We start from the raw sequence: 17,138 nt of genomic DNA, 5'->3' as shown, positions 1-17,138 counted from the left end.
TATACATTATAATACTAAGATGTATATGGGAGTGACAGCATTGGATATAAAGAAAGTCTGCCTGCGTTGTGTTGCAGTTATAATTGTGGCGTTCGTTATGCCCACGGGGATATGGCTTTATGCAAGATCTGCAAGCAGGTTCGGCAGGGTGGCGGCTGTGGCGGCAGGGGTGGCGATGGGAGAATACAAACCTTGTTTTTCCGCTGATGATGATAGCAAAGCAACTGCCCAGACCGCATATCCAAGTAAACTTGAAGCGGCAGTGGTGTCAAAGCATAGCATATGGGATATGGATATGGCGCCACAGGAGAAGCAAACGCCCTCTGTAAGCGCAGAAGTGCCAAGTCCTTTGCCTGCTCAGGACGTGACGGACAAGATACCATATCCTGCAAGCATGGAGGGAAATGACGGTGTTATAGAAAAATACACCTACGGCAGATATGACGGCGAGCAGTATTTCGACCTTGACGGCGGCGGTCAGGTGAGAAACTGCACTGAGCTTTCAAATGATGAGCTTTATGAGGAAAGCTCAAAGCCATATGATTTTCAAATAGACGGAAATTCCTCTGAACCGCAGATACTTATTTATCATACCCACGCCACGGAAAGCTTTGAGCCCACAGACAAAGACCACTATGACAGCTCCTTTTCCTGCAAGACCACCAATCCTGAAATGAATATGCTGTCGGTAGGGGACAAGATATGCGAACAGCTTGACAAAGCAGGCGTTGCGTATATCCACGATACACTTGTGCATGATTATCCCAGCTATGACGGCTCTTACGATTCAAGCCGAATGGCGGTAAAGCAGATATTGGAGGAGTACCCCTCTATAAAGGTATGTCTTGACGTTCACCGTGACGGCATAGAGCGTGAGGACGGCACAAGGCTCGCACCTGTGACGGAGATAGAGGGCAGGGAAGCGGCTCAGCTTATGATAATATCAGGGTGTGATGACGGCACTATGGGTATGCCTGACTATATGAAGAATTTTCACTTTGCCTGTGCCTTGCAGTCGGCTTTGGAGAGCGATTGGCAGGGGCTTACACGGCCTATTCTGTTTGACTATCGCCACTATAATCAGGACTTGACCACCGGCTCGCTTCTTATAGAGGTGGGAAGTCACGGCAATTCTATCACTCAGGCACAGTATACAGGCGAGCTTATAGGAAAGACCTTGGGTGAGATGTTCGGAGGAGAATAGGTGCAATAACGCACAAAATATGTGTGGCGAATTGTCTTAAAATGCCGAAAATACGGCTTTTAGCGGCTGGTTTCTTGACAAGAACGGGGTTTTGCGTTATAATGAAAAGGACTACATAAACGTTACAGCGTGAGAAATATATAATACGCTCATATTTTGGAGAACTGATATTATGAAAAATTTTTACCCCATGAAAAGAATAGCCGCAGGCTGTATGGCTCTGTGCATAGCTTTTGCCGCCTTTGGTTTTTCTGACGGAAGCGTAAGTGATATCGCTTTGGCGGATAACGATACATACAGCAGTCAGCTTGAAGAGCTAAAAAAGCAACAGCAGGAGCTTGATAAGCAGATAGCTGACGCTGACAAAAAGCTTGCCGACGAGCAGGACAACCTTGAGGCTATAAAGAAAAAATATAAGTCCATACAGAAAAAGATAGCAAATTCAGAGAAATATTCCTCTGAGCTTGAAGATCAAATGGCAGAGCTTGACGGCAAACAGCTTGACACTCAGCACAGCCTTGACTTGCAGGAAACTGCAATAAACGAGGGCAAGGACGATTTTATGGAGCGTATTCGTGCAATGTATGTTGCAGGAGGAGCAGATTCGTACACGAACGTGCTGATAAATTCATCTGATTTTTATGACATTCTTATGAGGATAGAGCTTGTGACGAGAGTTGCAAAGCACGATAATGACGAGCTTAACGAGCTTTTGGATCAGTATAAAAAGCTTGAAAAGACCAAGGCGGAGCTTGATGAGCAGATAAAACAGCTCAAAGCAAAGGCTGAGGAATATGCCAAGGAGCAGAAAACTTTGGCGGGCGAGCAGGCAGAGCTTCTGAAAATGGAGCAGGAGTCGGGCAAGCTTATCGAGCAGATAAAGAACGATAAGAGCGACCTTGAAGATAAGTCACAGCAGGTGGACAATAAGTATTCGGAGGTGTCCTCAAAGGCGAATACCACCACGACTACGACCACCACCAAGAAAAAGACTACCACCACCAAAAAGAGTGGCAACAGCGGTGAAAAGACCACTACCACGAAGAAGCCGGCTCAGACGGAAAAGCCTGACGAAACTACGGCTCAGACTACCACAACTCCCCAGGAAACAGCTAAGCCAAAGCCTGAAACAAGCAAAAAGACCACTACCACAACAGCAGCTCCTGCGCCTAAGCCTGATTATTCAAGCAGTTCTAAAATAGACACTGTTGTTTCATATGCCAAAAGCATGGTGGGCGGAGCGTATGTATGGGGCGGTTCACAGTTTGGTGCAACGGATTGTTCGGGTCTTGTGATGCTCTCGTTCGCACAGGTGGGAATAAATCTTCCGCACTATGCGGCGTCGCAGGCTTTATACGGCACTACAGTTTCATATAACAACATGAAGAAGGGCGACGTTATCTTCTTTGGCGGAGCGTCGATCTCGAGCATTTACCACGTTGCTATCTATATCGGCGACGGCAAAATGGTACACGCCCAGAACACTGCCACTGGTATCGTTATTTCAAATGTTGAGTATTTTTCAAGATACAACAACATCACTATAATCAAAAGACTTATATAACGTAAAAACGCAGTCTGCAAGGGCTGCGTTTTTTTATATCTATAATTATTCAACATAAAACGCCACGAAAATTCATATAAAATTACTTAACTGTGAACATTCATTTTCAAACCTATTGACAAAGCTAAGTATTTGTGATATAATTAAATCAAATAAAGATTGTAGGCTTTGATAACAATTGCTGTGCAAAACAGCAGTAAGGCAGGGGGAAGAAAAATGGATAGTCTGAAAACGTGTTTTTTTGGCGGCTATGATAAGCTTGATACATTAAAATATATCGACACCATAACCAGCGAGATCTATATGCTGGAGTCGGCTATCGAAAAGAAAAAGAACGGTGATAACTTTGTTATCCCCGGAGAAACAGGTCAGCGAAAGCTTAAAGGTTCAGCGCTTGGTGGATTTGCAAAGCCTGATGTGGACAGCTACATCTGTGCGCTTCTTGGAAAGGCGGCTGAGCTTCGTGAAAAGCTTTGCAGCTAACGGCTAATAAAGGCAAAAAAATATCCGCAGAGGTCATTTTATATGGCTTCTGCGGTTTTTTTGTCGCATCTTGTCTTAAAAGAGCAAAAAAAAATTAATACCCACTTCCATCGGCTGAAATGAGCATTAATTTTTATAGAATTATGAAAGGAATTCTTTGGTATTTGGTAAAACCTAAAGACGAGGAAATGTATCAGCGACTTGGGGAATCGCAGAGGGAAAGAAGACAAAAACCTGACTTTAAGTTTTACCAATTACCAAAGCTTTTTTTGTATCTTCTGCTGTGATTATATAATACCAGTTCTGTGTGAACCGAATATGAATTTTCAGGGGATTTCGGAGAGTTTTTTGAAAAAAATAAATGTTAATCACCAGTTCACAATTATAAGCTATAATGTCATTATTGGGGAATTTTTTTACGAGGGAGGATATTTTATGTTTCAGATACTTGTGGTGGAGGACGACGCAAGCCTTAGAAAGCTCATGTCTGCCGCACTTAAACAGCATGGCTATGTGACTTTTCTTGCAAATGACGGTCTGGAGGCTTTGGACGTTCTTGAAAAAACGAATATAGACCTTATAATTTCAGATATAATGATGCCGAATATGGACGGCTATGAGCTTACAAGACAGCTCAGAAAGGCTGATTTCAACTTGCCTATACTTATGGTCACCGCAAAGGAGACCTTCGAGGACAAGCAGGAGGGCTTTTCTGCCGGCACAGACGATTATATGGTAAAGCCTATTGATATAAATGAGATGATACTCCGTGTGGGTGCGCTTTTAAGGCGTTCAAAAATGGCGTCGGAACATTCTCTTACTGTGGGAAACTGCGTGCTTGATTATGACGCTATGAGCGTGGCGGTTGACGGCGGAGCGGCGGAAACTATACCGCAAATGGAGTTCAAACTGCTTTTTAAACTGCTCAGCTACCCTGACAAGATATTCACACGCCGTCAGCTCCTTGACGAGCTTTGGGGCATGGATAAGGACGTTGACGAGCGTACTGTTGACGTTCACGTTAAAAGGCTGAGAGAGCGTTACGGAAGCTGTGAGTCATTTGATATTGTCACGGTTCGTGGACTTGGCTATAAGGCTGTGAAAAAGCAGTGACGGATAAGCTTGAGGGGTGAGGGGTTTGGATAAGAAAAAGACCAAAAATAAAACAAGTTTGCAGTTCAAGCTGACTCTTATGTTTTTCTTTGTGATGCTGGTGTCGGCTTCTATATCGGTGTCAGTGCTTGTAATGGTGTGCAGTCCTGTAATGAAAAGCAATGCCGAACAGCAGTTGGTGGAGCTTTCCATGGCAATGGATCAGCTTGAAGAAAAGGGCGGCTTCACTGTGGACGAGATAGTTTCCATTGTGAACAATTCAGCCTATAGTCTGTCAGTGGTGGATAAAAACGATTCAAGAGTACACGACCATTTTGCAGATATCGTGCATAAGGGATATTATGTGTCCTCAGAGGGTGTTGTGCCTAACGCAACTATAATCTCTCAGGTCTATGATAAGTTCGTTATCATAGACAGCTTTTCAAGTGACAGCGTTTACTGGGTAGTAAACCTTGTTGTCATCATAGCTTTTATGGTCTGTATCGTTATCGGTACTATTATAACAGCGTTCATGAGCCGAAGCATTATACAGCCTATACGAGATCTTAGTGCGGCGGCGGCTGAGATAGCAAAGGGCAATTTTAAGGTAAGAGTAAGAGAGCCGTCTGATCCTGAATACAGCATACTTGCGCAGAACTTTAACAAAATGGCTGAGGAGCTTGCAGGTACGGAAACGCTGAGAGGTGACTTTATCTCAAACGTTTCCCACGAGTTCAAAACGCCTCTGGCTTCCATACAGGGCTTTGCAAAGCTTCTGCAATCTGACGATATAACCGAGCAGGAGCGTGAGGAATACACGCAGATAATAATCGACGAAACATCACGGCTTTCAAAGCTTTCGTCAAATATTTTGAGGCTCACAAAGCTTGAAAATCAGAAAACAGTGGGCAAAAAGACAAGATTTTCTCTTGACGAGCAGATAAGAAAAATACTTCTTGTGCTTGAACCTGAGTGGTCGAAGAAAAAAATCGACCTTGATATCGACCTTGAGGATATCATGTATGTGGGCAGTGAGGAGCTTATGGCGCAGATATGGCAGAATATCATCAACAACGCTATCAAGTTCACACCGGAGGGCGGAAAGATAAGCGTGAAGCTTTTCCGCAACGAGAAGAATATTTCGGCGGAGATATGGGACAACGGTCCGTCTATAGCTCCTGACGTAAAGGCGAAGATATTTGATAAGTTCTATCAGGGCGATCGCTCCCGTGCAACAGAGGGCAACGGCCTTGGACTTGCACTTGTAAAAAGGATAATCGAGCTTTCCGAGGGCAGCATAGAGGTAGAAAACGATATGAAAAAAGGCGGCGTTTGCTTCCGCATAAGCCTGCCTTATCTTATTGAGGATATGATGTAGTGTAGTGGCAACCTTGGGTCGCCTGCCTATCACAGCCCATTATACATACGAAGATTTTTTGCAAACAAAAAGGAGCAGTTCATTGCGAATTGCTCCTTTTATCTGTCTATCATATTTTAGAACAGACTTGCCACAAAGCCTGCTGCCACACCGAAAACATAAAGTATTCCCATTATGGCGAAATTCTCTTTCATGTTGTGCTTGTTGGTCTTGAAAAGCACCAGAAGTCCCACTCCTGCTCCTGTGCAAAGTCCTGCGATAAGCGAGCCGAAGCTCACAACTCCCTCGATATAAAGCTGAGTGAGAACAACAGAAGCCGCACAGTTCGGGATAAAGCCTATTATTCCTGCTATGAACGGCTGAACTATGCTGTCAGACATAAGCAGGGTCTTTACTGTGTCCTCTCCTGCAAACTCCATTACCGCACCGAGAATAAGGTTTACCGCAAATATAAAAAGTATTATGCTTACAGTGTGGTGAAGTGCCGAGTGCAAAATACTGTGGTGTTCGCAGTCGCAGTCCTCGCATATCTCCTTGAAAGGCTCTTCGTCCTGCTTTTTGCCCATAAGCTTTAAGATAAGGTCAACAAGCACACCTGCTATTATAGCCACAGCTACCTTTATAAGAATAAGCTGCCAAAGCTTGCCGGCAAATGCAGGGTTTGCTATCATCATTGGTATTGCCTCGTCGCTTGTGGCAAGGTATACCGAAATGAGAGTTCCCATTGTGATGAGCCTGCCTGAGTAAAGGTTGGAAGCCACAACGGAAAATCCGCACTGGGGCACTGCTCCAAGTATGCTTCCTCCTATCGCACCAAAAGGTCCCATTTTTCTAAGAGCCTTTCCAAGCTTGTCGGCAGAACGATGCTCTATATACTCTATAAGCAGATAAACTCCGAACAGAAAAGGCAGGATCTTAAGGCTGTCTATTAATGCGTCAAGAAAAACGTCAACTAAAGTTTCAAACATATATCTATCTCCTGTAAAATATCCATTAAAACGATCTCTGTATCAACTCGACTATTATACAATATTTATTCACCCTTGTCAATCTTATGTTTATATGATAATCTGTTCATTTGTTTACCCTTTTCAGCAACAAAAAACGAGCGAAATTTCTCCGCCCGTTTGATGTTTTTATTCTGTTTTATACAGAACGCTTTGTAAAGCCGTCCCATGCGGTGAGTAGGAACACCACCATGTGTGCTATAAGAACGCCTACGGCAAAGGTCACGCTGTGCTGAGCAAATATTGAGTAGCCCTTTGAGATAGAAGCAAGGTCTGTGTTTGCGAACACAAGGAATCTTGCCCAATCCTGTCCAAGCTGACCCAAAAGCTGTGTGACCGTTGAGCCTATGCACATTGTGAATACGCTGACGCCGATAGCAAGGGCTGTGCTTCTTACAAGTGACGAGATAGCAAACGCCAGTGTTGACATTACCACCATTTCAACGCTTTTCATCAGATATTGCTCTGCCGCATAAAGCAGTGTAGGCATTTCCTTTACATCGCCGCCGCTTACATAGATATAAGGCGTTGAGAAGCCGTCAAAGCCGAGCATAAGCCCTGTAATAGGTATCATCACCACGAAAAGTATGCAAAGCATTATGTAACCTACTGTGATGACAGTGAAGTATTTTGACATGAGTATCTTCCAGCGCTTAACAGGGTTTATAAGCAGAAACTTGACAGTTCCCTGTGAAAATTCAGAGGATACAATGCCGCCTGCGATAACGATAGCAAGCAGAGCGACTACCGTTACAAGGGAAGTGCTTGTGAGAAACACTGTCCAGAATGTTATCTGCTCAGGCTCGTCTGTTTCAAACAGCGTCATTTGGTTTGCTGTGTTGTCGAGCTTATCATTGTCAAGCTGATAGAGTGCAAGTTTTATATTATCCTCCAGCTTTGCTCTGCTGTTCTGTCCGTCAGACTTTGCGTCGCCCATGGTCGCAATGGTGTTTTTTGCGTTTGCAACTGTCATGATAAGATCGTTTTTCTTCTCGTTTGACTTGTCAAAGGAAATATCCTTGTCCAACCTGTATTGATATTCCCACTTTTCGCCCTCTGTGAGTATGTCATTATCCAGCCTGTATTGACAGAAGCCACGCCAATCGTTGTCGTCAAGATACTTCTTTATTCCTGACATATCACCAGTGCCGTTTGCGAACACGGCTGACAGTACATCATATCTCCAATCATCGCTGTCGATATCGTTGTCTATAAGATACTGCCACATTGCGATCTCGTTAGGGTCGCCGTTTGTGTTTTTTAGCCAATCTATGGTTTGCTGATAATCACCAGTTGCGTCATAGCTTGAATAGTTATTGCTCTCCATATTGTGCTTTGCAAAAAGTGCAATGCCTGAAAGTCCAAGCGCACATATTATTATAAGCACGATCATTATTTTTGTTGATAGCTTTTTGAAAACCTTTATGTACTCGTTTTTCACAAGTCTGAAAAATCTAGCCAATCTGTACGCCCCCTTCCTTTCCTCCTGTAAGCTCGATGAATACGTCCTCAAGCTTCTTGTTCTCTCTGCGGTGAACAGTGTAAAGTGAAACTCCGCCCTCGATAAGCGTCTTGTTCACCGACGCTATCTTTTTCTTCTCTATCTCCGCAGGGATAGAAAGGACAACTGCACCTGTTTCCTTGTCGATACGCTTGCCCTCGTCTGCGAGCATTATAAGACTCATAGCCTTTTGCGGGTCGTCAACTTCAAGTACATATTCAGCAATTGAGCTGTCAGACTGTGAGATAAGCTCCTCCATTGTGTATGAGCCTATCATTTTTCCGTTTGCGATAATGCCCACTCTGTCGCACATCATTTCCATTTCGCTCATGAGATGTGACGATACCACAACGCAAGTGCCTTCCTTGTGAGCAAGCTCTTTGAGTATATCACGAAGCTCCTTTATGCCCTGCGGGTCAAGACCGTTTGTAGGCTCGTCAAGGATAAGAAGCTTTGGTCTGTGAAGGATAGCCTGCGCAACGCCAAGACGCTGACGCATACCCAGAGAGTATTTCGACACCTTGTCATTAATGCGGTTTGAAAGCCTTACAAGCTCCACCACCTCTTTGATACGCTCCTCAGTTACTCCCTCTCTCATTCTTGCATACTGACGGAGATTTTCCATGCCCGAAAGATACTTGTACATTTCAGGGTTTTCAACAATGCCTCCAACGTTTGCCATTGCGCCCTCAAAGTCTTTTCTGATATCCTTTCCGTTAATGGATATTTCCCCCTCGTCAAGCTGTAAAAGTCCCACTGCTATCTTTATAGTTGTGGTCTTTCCTGCACCGTTAGGACCGAGAAAGCCGTAGACCTCGCCACTGTAACACTCCATATCTATGCTGTGAAGTATCTGCTTTTTGCCAAGGGTCTTGTTAAGCCCCCTTATCTTTAGAATAGTATCACTCAACGCTGTCTGCCCCCTCGCTGTCAGTATTTTCTGCACTGCTGTCCGGAACTATCTCAGACTCAGCCTTGCTTTCATCAGCCACGCTGTCACTGTTGTTATCATCAAAGCTGTAATCCTCGCCATATCCATAGTCGCTGGACGTTGCTATCTTCCAGCCGTCAGATGTACGCAAAAGATAAAATTCAGCATTTTCATAACTGAAAATCGCCTTGTATGAAGATGTGCTGGGTTCATAGTTGTCGGAATTTGTGTAGTTACCGCTTGTCATGGTGTTTATGCCGTTGGTTGTGAGAAAAGTTGGGTCGCCCTTTGATACGTCATAGCACACATTGTATATCATAGTGACCTTTGCTCCGTCAGCTCCACTCTTGTTTATTGACATCTCTTTTATGTCATACTCAGCCGAGGTGATATCTCCTCCTTGCGTTGCAACTTCAGCTTGGTTTATTTCGTCCAGAAGTCCTGACTTTGACGAAGCGTACTCATTGTCAGAAGTGGTGTAGTCAGTATAATGCTTATTCACAAAATCTGTCAGTTGACTTTTTAACTTATCACTGCTTCCAACGTTTGCACTTGTCAAGTCTGCGATATAATCCCTCATGGTCTGTTCTATCTCAGGCTTTGAAGTCTTGAACTGGTTGTTATCATACACTGTGTAGCATACAACGCCCAGCGCAAGCACACCGCCAAGAACCAAACCTCTGTTTATGTTTCTTAGTTTCACTGTTTCTCCTCCTTGTGTTTTATCTTTTTCAGACGTATTTTTTAGTGGCATATATAAGTTTATCATAGCCTTTTTCAACTGTCAACCGCTTTAAGAAACGCTTAAGATTTTCATAAGACAACCATACAGATCATAAGATAAAATACGTTCTTTGTTTAAATATCTGTAGTGGCGAACAGTTCGCTATCCTTATTAGCGTATTTGCAAGCAAAGCAAAAAGGCGGTGGAACACGCACGATAGCGTATCCCACCGCCTGTATGGAATGAGGAAAATTATCCTTTTTATAAAAACAGCTTCAGGTCATTCTCTGCCTTTTTCGGGTCTTTAAGACTTATGCTCCTTACCGCCTTTCTCAGTGGCAGTACCCTTGACGGAACTACCGACAGCATATCCACATCAAGCTCCAAAAATATCTCCGTGAGCGTTGGGTCGCCTGCTATCTCACCGCAAATGCCTGCTTTTATGCCGTTTGCATGGGCGTTGTCGCAAACCATTTTTATCATTCTCAGCAGTGCCCTGTGATTTTTCGGTGATACCCTGTCATAACATGGGTTCTGCCTGTCAAGTGCAAAGGTGAACTGTTCAAGGTCGTTGGTGCCGATGTTGAAAAAGTCCACCTCTTTGGCAATGATATCGCTTGTTATCACCGCCGCAGGGGTCTCTATCATTGCCCCGAGCTTAACATTGTCGGCAAATTTCCTGCCCTCTTTTATAAGCTCTGCCTTGACCTGCACGATAAGCTCTTTCACCCTCAGTATCTCGCTCACGTCTATGACCATAGGCAGAAGTATTGAAAGCTGTCCGTAAACAGACGCTCTGTATAACGCCCTTAGCTGTGTTTTGAATATGCTTTCTCTTTCAAGACAAAATCGTATGCCTCTACAGCCCATAGAGGGATTTCTCTCAGCACTCATGTCTGCACAATCAGGTATCTTGTCTGCACCTATATCATAAGTGCCTATTATGACCTCTTTACCCTCCATTGCCTCCAATGCCTTGCGGTAGGTGTAAAACTGAAAATCCTCGTCAGGAAAAGCAGGTCTGTCAAAGCACATAAACTCCGTTCTGAAAAGACCTATCCCACCTGCGTCGTTTTTTACCGCCGATTCAAGCTCCTCAGAGTTGAGTATATTCGCATATATCTTTATCTCATGTCCGTCACGAGTGATGTTTTTTCTTCCTTTGAGCCTTGTGAGAAGTTCTTTTTTCCTGCCCTCAACGGCTTCCTTGTATTCAAGCTGTCTGAGAGTATGCTCATCAGGTTCTATGTAAAGCGTTCCGCTGTAGCCGTCAAGGACGGCTTCCTTGCCCTCGTATTCATCAGAAAGCTCCGCTCCAACGTTCACAATGGCAGGTATGCCAAGATTTTTCGCAAGTATCGCAGTATGAGAGTTCACAGAACCGGACCTTGTGCAGAAGCCCTTTATCTTCGTCTTGTCCATGAGCAGGGTTTCTGAGGGCATAAGGTCACCGGTGCAGATAATGGCGTTCTCTCTGAGTATGGGAAGCGTGTCGGCGCAGTTTAAAATGTGTCTTAAAAGTCTGTTTGAAACGTCCTTGACGTCAGCCGCTCTGCTTTGCATATATTCGCTGTCCATTTGTGCCAGCATCTCCGCAAAGCTTCTTGAAGTGCTTGCAACTGCATAATCGGCATTGAAATGCTCGTCAAGTATCTTTGTGCGAATACTGCTGTCGTATTGCTCGTCGGTGATAAGCATTTGGTGTATCACAAATATTTGAGCGTCGCCTTCCCCAACGCTTAACCTTGCACGGTCATAAAGCTCCCCAAGTTCCACAAGGGCAGCGTTTTTAGCCTTAACATATTTTTTGTATTCAAGTTCAGGGTCGGACACTTTTATCTTGTTGATGATAAATTCGTCACGATGATAAAAGGTCAGCTTTCCTCTTGCAATGCTTCCGAATACCGATCGTCCTTTTATGCTTATCATGAGCGCTCACCCCCAAAAAACATACCTATCTGATATAATTATATCACCCTTTGATTAACGATAAAAGTAAAATGCCGTCTGTTTACAAAACGTTAACAATATTCGTGATTTTAGCAAACAAGACAATCAATATTTCAGCAAATTTAACAAATCAGAAACATTTTGCGACCTTATGTCAAAATCAGAATAGTACAATCCCTAAAAATCATATGATTAAAAAGCGTATGAGCGATACTTTATATAAGGAGGGACAAATATGTTTTCAGCACTGTTTGAACTGCTTACGGGGAATTTTCTATTTTTCGCACTGCATTTTGACAGCCGCAGCGTGTTTCCAAAACCGCTTTCAGCGAAGGAGGAGCGTGAGTGTTTTGAGAGAATGGCGCAGGGTGACAAGGCGGCAAAGGATAAGCTTATCGAACACAATCTCCGTCTTGTGGCACATATTATAAAAAAGTATTATTCAAATTCCACAGATCAGGAGGATCTTATCTCTATCGGCACTATCGGTCTAATAAAAGCTGTGTCAACATTTGACCACAAGAAAGGCTGTCGCTTCGCCACCTATGGGAGCAGGTGCGTGGAGAACGCAACACTAACATAAAGTCGTATTTTTATCACTATGTTGCAAAGGACAGTCCATCTGGGCGACATTGGCGAATTTATAAGGCGTTTAGCAACAACTTCTTCATCTTTTATTCAAATGACAAAATACCCCTGTTCACTCCTGTATACATTCACACCATCTCTATTCATAACCCTTTTCCTAAGCACAAGAATGTTGACTATGTGCATAAGATGCAGAGTTCTGAAAGTCCAGAAACGGTTTCGGACAAGCTTAAATTTTACCGCTGCAAAAACGGCTATCTTCAAAGCGAAATTGCCGATTACATTAATGTTGATCGAACAACCTATATAAGATATGAAGAGAACGTATTAAGTGTATATCCTATCGATAAGATCACCTTACTGGCAAAATTATATAAGGTGGAAGTTTGCGACTTGCTGGACGATTATAACAAATTCTTATATAACGATCAAGGAAAGCAAATAAAAAAGCTGCGTAAACGATTATCGCTTACGCAGCTCGAAATGGCTGAATTATTGAACGTGGGTCACTCGACCCTTAAACAATGGGAGTACAATAAAGCCAATATGACCCAAGAAAACTACCTCAAAATAAAAAGCTATTTAGACTGAGGTGACATTGGTCTGTAATGCTGAAATTACTGCCTGCAAAACATCTTCACGTTTCTTTGCTTCGGGAACATTTCTCGTTATGTAATTCTTGATGATGTGTCCGTGTAGGTCTGTGACACGCTTTTGCAGCTCAAGAACTCCCGACTCAGTTTCTGGTTCGTGTACAACAATTCTCATTTAGATTACCTCTCCTATAAACATATTTATACGAAAAGCTCGTCCGATATGCATACTTCTGCCGATTTCGTACACCAGAAATATTTCATCTCAGGTTTCATCTCGTTGTACACTTTTCATCTCGATTTATTATTCCATCTCAGCGTTTTTATCGGCGTTCTTAAGCTTATAGAACGATGTCTTCTTTAATCTCAGCTTTTTCATCGCCTCAACAGCTGTTATCTCACCCCGATCAAGAGCAATTATCACGTTATTCCAATTAGGTGGTTTGTTTACCTTAGGTCTGCCAAATTTCTTGCCTTGCTTTTTGGCAATGGCGATACCCTCTGCTTGCCGCTTTCTGATTTTTAGCCGCTCCTGCTCTGCCATACTGGAAAGCACCTCGATCAGCACGGCGGTTATCATATCGCCTACCCATTTATTCTCATTTTCGTATGTGATTTTGGTAGTGGGAATATCAAGTATTACTACCTTAATTTTCATTTGCTGATAGTACTCAAGCTCGGCTTTTATGTCAGACTTATTTCTCGACAGGCGATCCAGCTCCTTGATTACCAGCGTATCGCCCTCACGGAGAATGGCATTTCTCAAAATCTGATACTGTTCACGCTGGAGATTTTTCCCCGACTCCTTATCAATGTAAATGCAGTTATCGGCAACGCCGTACTCTTTCAAGGCGGCAAGCTGCCTGTCTTCGTTCTGCTGTTTAGTTGATACCCTCGCATACCCAAACACCATAAAAATTGTCCTCCTGTTCGTAAAAGTTCATTTTATATACGAACGTCCGCAAAGTCAAAAACACAGACTTTGCGGACGTTTTCTTTGTGGTTCGTAAATGTATAGAATTACGAACTGCTAACTCAAAGCAACTTGCACTTTTCTTTGATTTTATCTTCGCCCATAAGAATTAGCTTTATTAATCTCTCTTTCTGGAGCTCATTTGTATGAGCATTGGCATCCATTAGAACTTCAAAAATAAATGCCAGTTTATCCTCGTCCAGATTATCTATTGATCTAGCCATATCAATAAGGCTAAATCTTGCCAAAAACTTTATCTCCTTTATGCAGTCTTTAAAATCATACACTTGATCACCCTCTCTTGGTGCAAGCATAATACTGTCAACAACAGATGATGGTACAAACGAGGTTATATCGCTGTAACCATCAATTAAATAACGCAGCTTATAGATAAGATTTCGCTTTGCTTGTTCATCACTTGAACACACGATCGTAAAACAATCATCTCCCAATTTTTCGTATAACTTAGCGGAATAATTGCTTTTGTGACAACGCACAGTATTGTTCTCAATATTAAGCCTCTCTGCAATTTCGGAATCTTTAAGAGTGATAAAAGTCATTAGCCTCTTTGTTCGCTCTGTATTGTGCCATTTACAGCTCATCATATAAGTCCATATCAGTTTCATACACAAAACTGAATTTTGAGAGTATCTGCGTTCAGAGACTCCGTTCTGACTGTTTTTAATATCATTGGTAATATCCTTACTAACGGCAAAGAAACTACTAAAAAACGACATATTTTAATCAATCCTCCAATCATTATAAATTATTTTTTGACTCACAAAAGCCGCATTAAATGCCGCTCTCAAAAGAAAAAATGTGTGAAAAGCAAAAAGTGTTTACTTTTCACACATATATATAATCGCAAATCATAATCATTCGCTGCTATCTCAAAAACTTTTAGTAATCAATATAATAATCACAGCACAGACCATTGGAGAAAGTTTGTACGTTATAAGCTGATAATGCGTTTAAGAACAACTGAAAACAGATCAAGTTGGGCTTGTTTCATCTATCAGTCTATATTTCAGTTCGACTAAATCAACAAACCTCTCAGCCTCAGAGTTTTTATAAACGCAGAACACACACTTCTTGAATGCTCTCTTCAACTCATCATGAGTCAAATTATTACAGCTTATTCTAGTAATACTTCTGGGTAGATAGAACTCTCGCAAACCTTTACATCTCCAAAACTTTCCTAAGTTTACTTCCTTGATACCCTCTGATAAAACGATCACGGAAAGCTCCTCACATTGATGAAATGCAAAATAATCAATAGTCAGCAATGATGATGGCAGCTGAAGTGTCTTCAATTCTTTTGCAGCCGCACCAAAAGGATTGCTGCCTATGTGAGTAATTGGTTTTGGTATTACCGCCTTACCATTATTGATAAACCAAGTGCCGTCTACAAGCTCAATACCGTTATTACCGAATTTGTATACTGTAACGCCTGCAAATACGGCTCTTAGGATCATCTTATCAAGTTTTTTCAAATCCTCAGCATCTATCTTATAAACCACTTTTCCTTTGCAATTACTCGTTAGCATACACGAGCGAACACTATCGCCTGTAGGTTCTGGAATGTGACAGCTGCCATTCACATAGCAAACGAACATTTCATCAGTTTCTTTATTTTTGCAAACATAGTATTTTGGTAAATTGATTATATCTACAAGTGCCATTTTAACCACCTCATAAGTTTATTTTTGATTATAGTCTATCTGAAAATAATCGTAAGTCTATATTGTTTCAAACAAAGTTTGACTTAAAAGAGTTTCAGTTCATCTCATTTTGAAAAAATAGTTCCTTGCTGCAATGTCAATTACAGCAAGGAACGCTTTTTGCCCATTAAGGCAATTTAACTATTTTATTAAAAAGTATCTCAAAGTTTGGGTTTATCTGACTTACATAGTTTCTGTGATAGTGACCACAAAACCAACGCTTGTACTGAAGCTTGGGTTCTATATCGCTGAAAAACTTAGTAAGCCGATTATCAGTATACGTGAAATTTTGCTTGACCTCAGCTATTTCATTCTGAATATCAGTAGGAGCACAATGTGTGATAACATAGTCAACATTGTAATTGCATTTTTCCAACGTAGTCAAAGCGTTAGCGTACTCCTCATCGCTTGGCAGCTCTTGAAGCCATATGCTGCGACCTAACGTGCGATGAGCCTTGTCGTGGCTTTCGGCACCTCCCATTGTGAAAAAGCTTTTGCCTTGAAGATCGAACAGCTGACCTCGCATAAGGTGGAGTATGCTGTCTGAGATTTTGTGAACTCTTCCGCCGTGCCATTCTTCCTCTGGAAACTCATAAAGCAGATCAAAGTTTTCGTGGTTTCCATCAACGAAAAGAGTAGTAAAGGGTTTCTCATCAAGCCACGTTCTCCACAACGTATCTGCCATATCATTATACCACACCAATCCGAAGTCTCCACAGATTATGAGATAATCCTCTTTAGTCAGTTTCTTAAAAATCGGATTTTTGGTATTATCAAGCTTTGAAATATCGTGACTGCCGTGTATATCGCCTGTTATCAAAATCATTTTATGTTTCTCCTTATATCCTCCAGCGTTCTAGGGGAATACCCCATATATGGCAGCATACAGCCGACATTATAGCTTTCAAAAGGAATACCCATTTTACTGCATATATCTGAATACTGCAAATACGCTTTATAGTCCTTCGAATTATGGACGTGACCGTACAAATGCACAGCTCCACGGTACTGGTTATACCAATGAGCAATAGGGTAATGTGAAAGTACCAACTCGGTTTCGCCATCAGTTATCACCGAATAGTTCTTTATCCACACAAAATACGATCTCATCTCATCATTTATTTTGTCGTGATTGCCTCGAACAAGGAACTTATGTCCTTTAAGCTGTGGAAGTATCTTATTAGCGACTGATTTTTTCCACGCAAAGTCACCAAGTATGTATACTTCGTCCTCTTTCTTGACAACATTATTCCAGTTTGCGATAATTGAGGAGTGCATTTCGTCAAGATCGGCAAACGGTCTGTTATCGTGCACTATAGCATTCTTATGACCTAAATGCAAATCTGAGATGTATAATTTCGACATAACGAATACCTCCTTGTATTTAGACGAAAGTGCCTTTGTCAATAAAAACCTGAGCCACATCGCT

At 42.3% G+C, this 17,138-nt stretch carries 18 protein-coding genes; 7 read left to right on the top strand and 11 right to left on the bottom strand.

Going from position 1 to position 17,138, the window contains the following annotated elements:
- Positions 1-40: 40 nt before the first annotated feature.
- The 5 genes from spoIIP to QVO88_RS06590 all read left to right on the top strand — a co-directional run bounded on the left by spoIIP (position 41) and on the right by QVO88_RS06590 (position 5,721).
- Positions 41-1,204, top strand: a complete 1,164-nt coding sequence (gene spoIIP, locus QVO88_RS06610) for a stage II sporulation protein P (RefSeq protein ID WP_022287710.1) — start codon at positions 41-43, stop codon at positions 1,202-1,204.
- 172 nt (positions 1,205-1,376) lie between these two features.
- Positions 1,377-2,768, top strand: a complete 1,392-nt coding sequence (locus QVO88_RS06605; RefSeq protein ID WP_022287709.1) for an NlpC/P60 family protein — start codon at positions 1,377-1,379, stop codon at positions 2,766-2,768.
- 216 nt (positions 2,769-2,984) lie between these two features.
- Positions 2,985-3,251: a hypothetical protein gene (locus tag QVO88_RS06600; protein WP_022287708.1), complete on the top strand. Its 267-nt coding sequence runs from the start codon at positions 2,985-2,987 to the stop codon at positions 3,249-3,251.
- A gap of 435 nt (positions 3,252-3,686) precedes the next feature.
- Positions 3,687-4,364 carry a response regulator transcription factor gene (locus tag QVO88_RS06595; protein ID WP_022287707.1) on the top strand — a complete coding sequence of 226 codons (678 nt, stop codon included), beginning with the start codon at positions 3,687-3,689 and terminating at the stop codon, positions 4,362-4,364.
- A gap of 25 nt (positions 4,365-4,389) precedes the next feature.
- A complete protein-coding gene (locus tag QVO88_RS06590) occupies positions 4,390-5,721 on the top strand; it encodes a sensor histidine kinase (RefSeq protein WP_022287706.1) in 1,332 nt (443 codons plus the stop codon).
- A gap of 116 nt (positions 5,722-5,837) precedes the next feature.
- On the opposite strand, the gene QVO88_RS06585 is transcribed toward QVO88_RS06590, so the two are convergent.
- From QVO88_RS06585 to ptsP, 5 genes are all read right to left on the bottom strand, one after another.
- The gene (locus tag QVO88_RS06585; RefSeq protein ID WP_022287705.1) at positions 5,838-6,689 is read right to left on the bottom strand and encodes a putative manganese transporter; all 852 of its coding nucleotides are present in this window, start codon (positions 6,687-6,689) and stop codon (positions 5,838-5,840) included.
- A gap of 178 nt (positions 6,690-6,867) precedes the next feature.
- Complete coding sequence (locus tag QVO88_RS06580) at positions 6,868-8,190, bottom strand: ABC transporter permease (protein WP_022287704.1); 1,323 nt, start codon at positions 8,188-8,190, stop codon at positions 6,868-6,870.
- Positions 8,183-9,139, bottom strand: coding sequence for an ABC transporter ATP-binding protein (locus QVO88_RS06575; RefSeq protein WP_022287703.1), 957 nt, complete (start codon positions 9,137-9,139; stop codon positions 8,183-8,185). Before QVO88_RS06575 ends, QVO88_RS06580 begins: the two co-directional genes overlap by 8 nt.
- On the bottom strand, positions 9,132-9,863 hold the full coding sequence (locus tag QVO88_RS06570; RefSeq protein ID WP_022287702.1) for a hypothetical protein: 732 nt from the start codon (positions 9,861-9,863) through the stop codon (positions 9,132-9,134). The genes QVO88_RS06575 and QVO88_RS06570 overlap by 8 nt, the downstream gene beginning before the upstream one ends.
- A 282-nt stretch (positions 9,864-10,145) precedes the next feature.
- Positions 10,146-11,813: a phosphoenolpyruvate--protein phosphotransferase gene (gene ptsP, locus QVO88_RS06565; protein WP_022287701.1), complete on the bottom strand. Its 1,668-nt coding sequence runs from the start codon at positions 11,811-11,813 to the stop codon at positions 10,146-10,148.
- A gap of 256 nt (positions 11,814-12,069) precedes the next feature.
- Here ptsP and QVO88_RS06560 point away from each other — a divergent pair, with 256 nt between their 5' ends.
- Both QVO88_RS06560 and QVO88_RS06555 read left to right on the top strand, forming a co-directional pair.
- Positions 12,070-12,417, top strand: a complete 348-nt coding sequence (locus QVO88_RS06560; protein ID WP_022287700.1) for a sigma-70 family RNA polymerase sigma factor — start codon at positions 12,070-12,072, stop codon at positions 12,415-12,417.
- Positions 12,418-12,611: 194 nt separating this feature from the next.
- The gene (locus tag QVO88_RS06555; protein WP_288177850.1) at positions 12,612-13,013 is read left to right on the top strand and encodes a helix-turn-helix transcriptional regulator; all 402 of its coding nucleotides are present in this window, start codon (positions 12,612-12,614) and stop codon (positions 13,011-13,013) included.
- Here the strand turns inward: QVO88_RS06555 and QVO88_RS06550 are convergent.
- The 6 genes from QVO88_RS06550 to QVO88_RS06525 form a co-directional block, all read right to left on the bottom strand.
- A complete protein-coding gene (locus QVO88_RS06550) occupies positions 13,005-13,190 on the bottom strand; it encodes a hypothetical protein (protein WP_022287699.1) in 186 nt (61 codons plus the stop codon). The two genes, QVO88_RS06555 and QVO88_RS06550, sit on opposite strands and share 9 nt — an antisense overlap.
- Positions 13,191-13,319: 129 nt before the next feature.
- Positions 13,320-13,928 (bottom strand): recombinase family protein, encoded by a 609-nt coding sequence (locus QVO88_RS06545; protein WP_022287698.1) that lies wholly within the window; start codon positions 13,926-13,928, stop codon positions 13,320-13,322.
- A 122-nt stretch (positions 13,929-14,050) separates the two neighbouring features.
- Entirely contained in the window at positions 14,051-14,614 is a 564-nt protein-coding gene (locus tag QVO88_RS06540) for a hypothetical protein (protein ID WP_288177849.1), read from the bottom strand.
- A gap of 366 nt (positions 14,615-14,980) precedes the next feature.
- Positions 14,981-15,670, bottom strand: a complete 690-nt coding sequence (locus QVO88_RS06535) for a leucine-rich repeat protein (protein WP_022287696.1) — start codon at positions 15,668-15,670, stop codon at positions 14,981-14,983.
- Between the two features lie 166 nt (positions 15,671-15,836).
- Positions 15,837-16,535: a metallophosphoesterase gene (locus QVO88_RS06530; RefSeq protein ID WP_022287695.1), complete on the bottom strand. Its 699-nt coding sequence runs from the start codon at positions 16,533-16,535 to the stop codon at positions 15,837-15,839.
- Positions 16,532-17,074 carry a metallophosphoesterase gene (locus QVO88_RS06525; protein ID WP_022287694.1) on the bottom strand — a complete coding sequence of 181 codons (543 nt, stop codon included), beginning with the start codon at positions 17,072-17,074 and terminating at the stop codon, positions 16,532-16,534. The genes QVO88_RS06530 and QVO88_RS06525 overlap by 4 nt, the downstream gene beginning before the upstream one ends.
- Between the last annotated feature and the right edge of the window lie 64 nt (positions 17,075-17,138).

The sequence above is a fragment of the Ruminococcus sp. CAG:57 genome (assembly GCF_000435935.1).
Classification (GTDB): Bacteria; Bacillota; Clostridia; order Oscillospirales; family Ruminococcaceae; genus Hominimerdicola; species Hominimerdicola aceti.
The sequence above is the reverse complement of the archived record's forward strand: the minus strand, read 5'-3'. Positions and strand labels throughout refer to the sequence as shown.

What these genes read in the sequence shown, in the direction of transcription:
- QVO88_RS06530 (WP_022287695.1), bottom strand. Translation starts at nt 16,535, where the DNA reads ATGATTTTGATAACAGGCGATATACACGGCAGTCACGATATTTCAAAG.
- QVO88_RS06585 (WP_022287705.1), bottom strand. Translation starts at nt 6,689, where the DNA reads ATGTTTGAAACTTTAGTTGACGTTTTTCTTGACGCATTAATAGACAGC.
- QVO88_RS06545 (WP_022287698.1), bottom strand. Translation starts at nt 13,928, where the DNA reads ATGGTGTTTGGGTATGCGAGGGTATCAACTAAACAGCAGAACGAAGAC.
- QVO88_RS06605 (WP_022287709.1), top strand. Translation starts at nt 1,377, where the DNA reads ATGAAAAATTTTTACCCCATGAAAAGAATAGCCGCAGGCTGTATGGCT.
- QVO88_RS06535 (WP_022287696.1), bottom strand. Translation starts at nt 15,670, where the DNA reads ATGGCACTTGTAGATATAATCAATTTACCAAAATACTATGTTTGCAAA.
- ptsP (WP_022287701.1), bottom strand. Translation starts at nt 11,813, where the DNA reads ATGATAAGCATAAAAGGACGATCGGTATTCGGAAGCATTGCAAGAGGA.
- QVO88_RS06550 (WP_022287699.1), bottom strand. Translation starts at nt 13,190, where the DNA reads ATGAGAATTGTTGTACACGAACCAGAAACTGAGTCGGGAGTTCTTGAG.
- QVO88_RS06560 (WP_022287700.1), top strand. Translation starts at nt 12,070, where the DNA reads ATGTTTTCAGCACTGTTTGAACTGCTTACGGGGAATTTTCTATTTTTC.
- QVO88_RS06600 (WP_022287708.1), top strand. Translation starts at nt 2,985, where the DNA reads ATGGATAGTCTGAAAACGTGTTTTTTTGGCGGCTATGATAAGCTTGAT.
- QVO88_RS06595 (WP_022287707.1), top strand. Translation starts at nt 3,687, where the DNA reads ATGTTTCAGATACTTGTGGTGGAGGACGACGCAAGCCTTAGAAAGCTC.
- QVO88_RS06555 (WP_288177850.1), top strand. Translation starts at nt 12,612, where the DNA reads ATGCAGAGTTCTGAAAGTCCAGAAACGGTTTCGGACAAGCTTAAATTT.
- QVO88_RS06540 (WP_288177849.1), bottom strand. Translation starts at nt 14,614, where the DNA reads ATGAAACTGATATGGACTTATATGATGAGCTGTAAATGGCACAATACA.
- QVO88_RS06525 (WP_022287694.1), bottom strand. Translation starts at nt 17,074, where the DNA reads ATGTCGAAATTATACATCTCAGATTTGCATTTAGGTCATAAGAATGCT.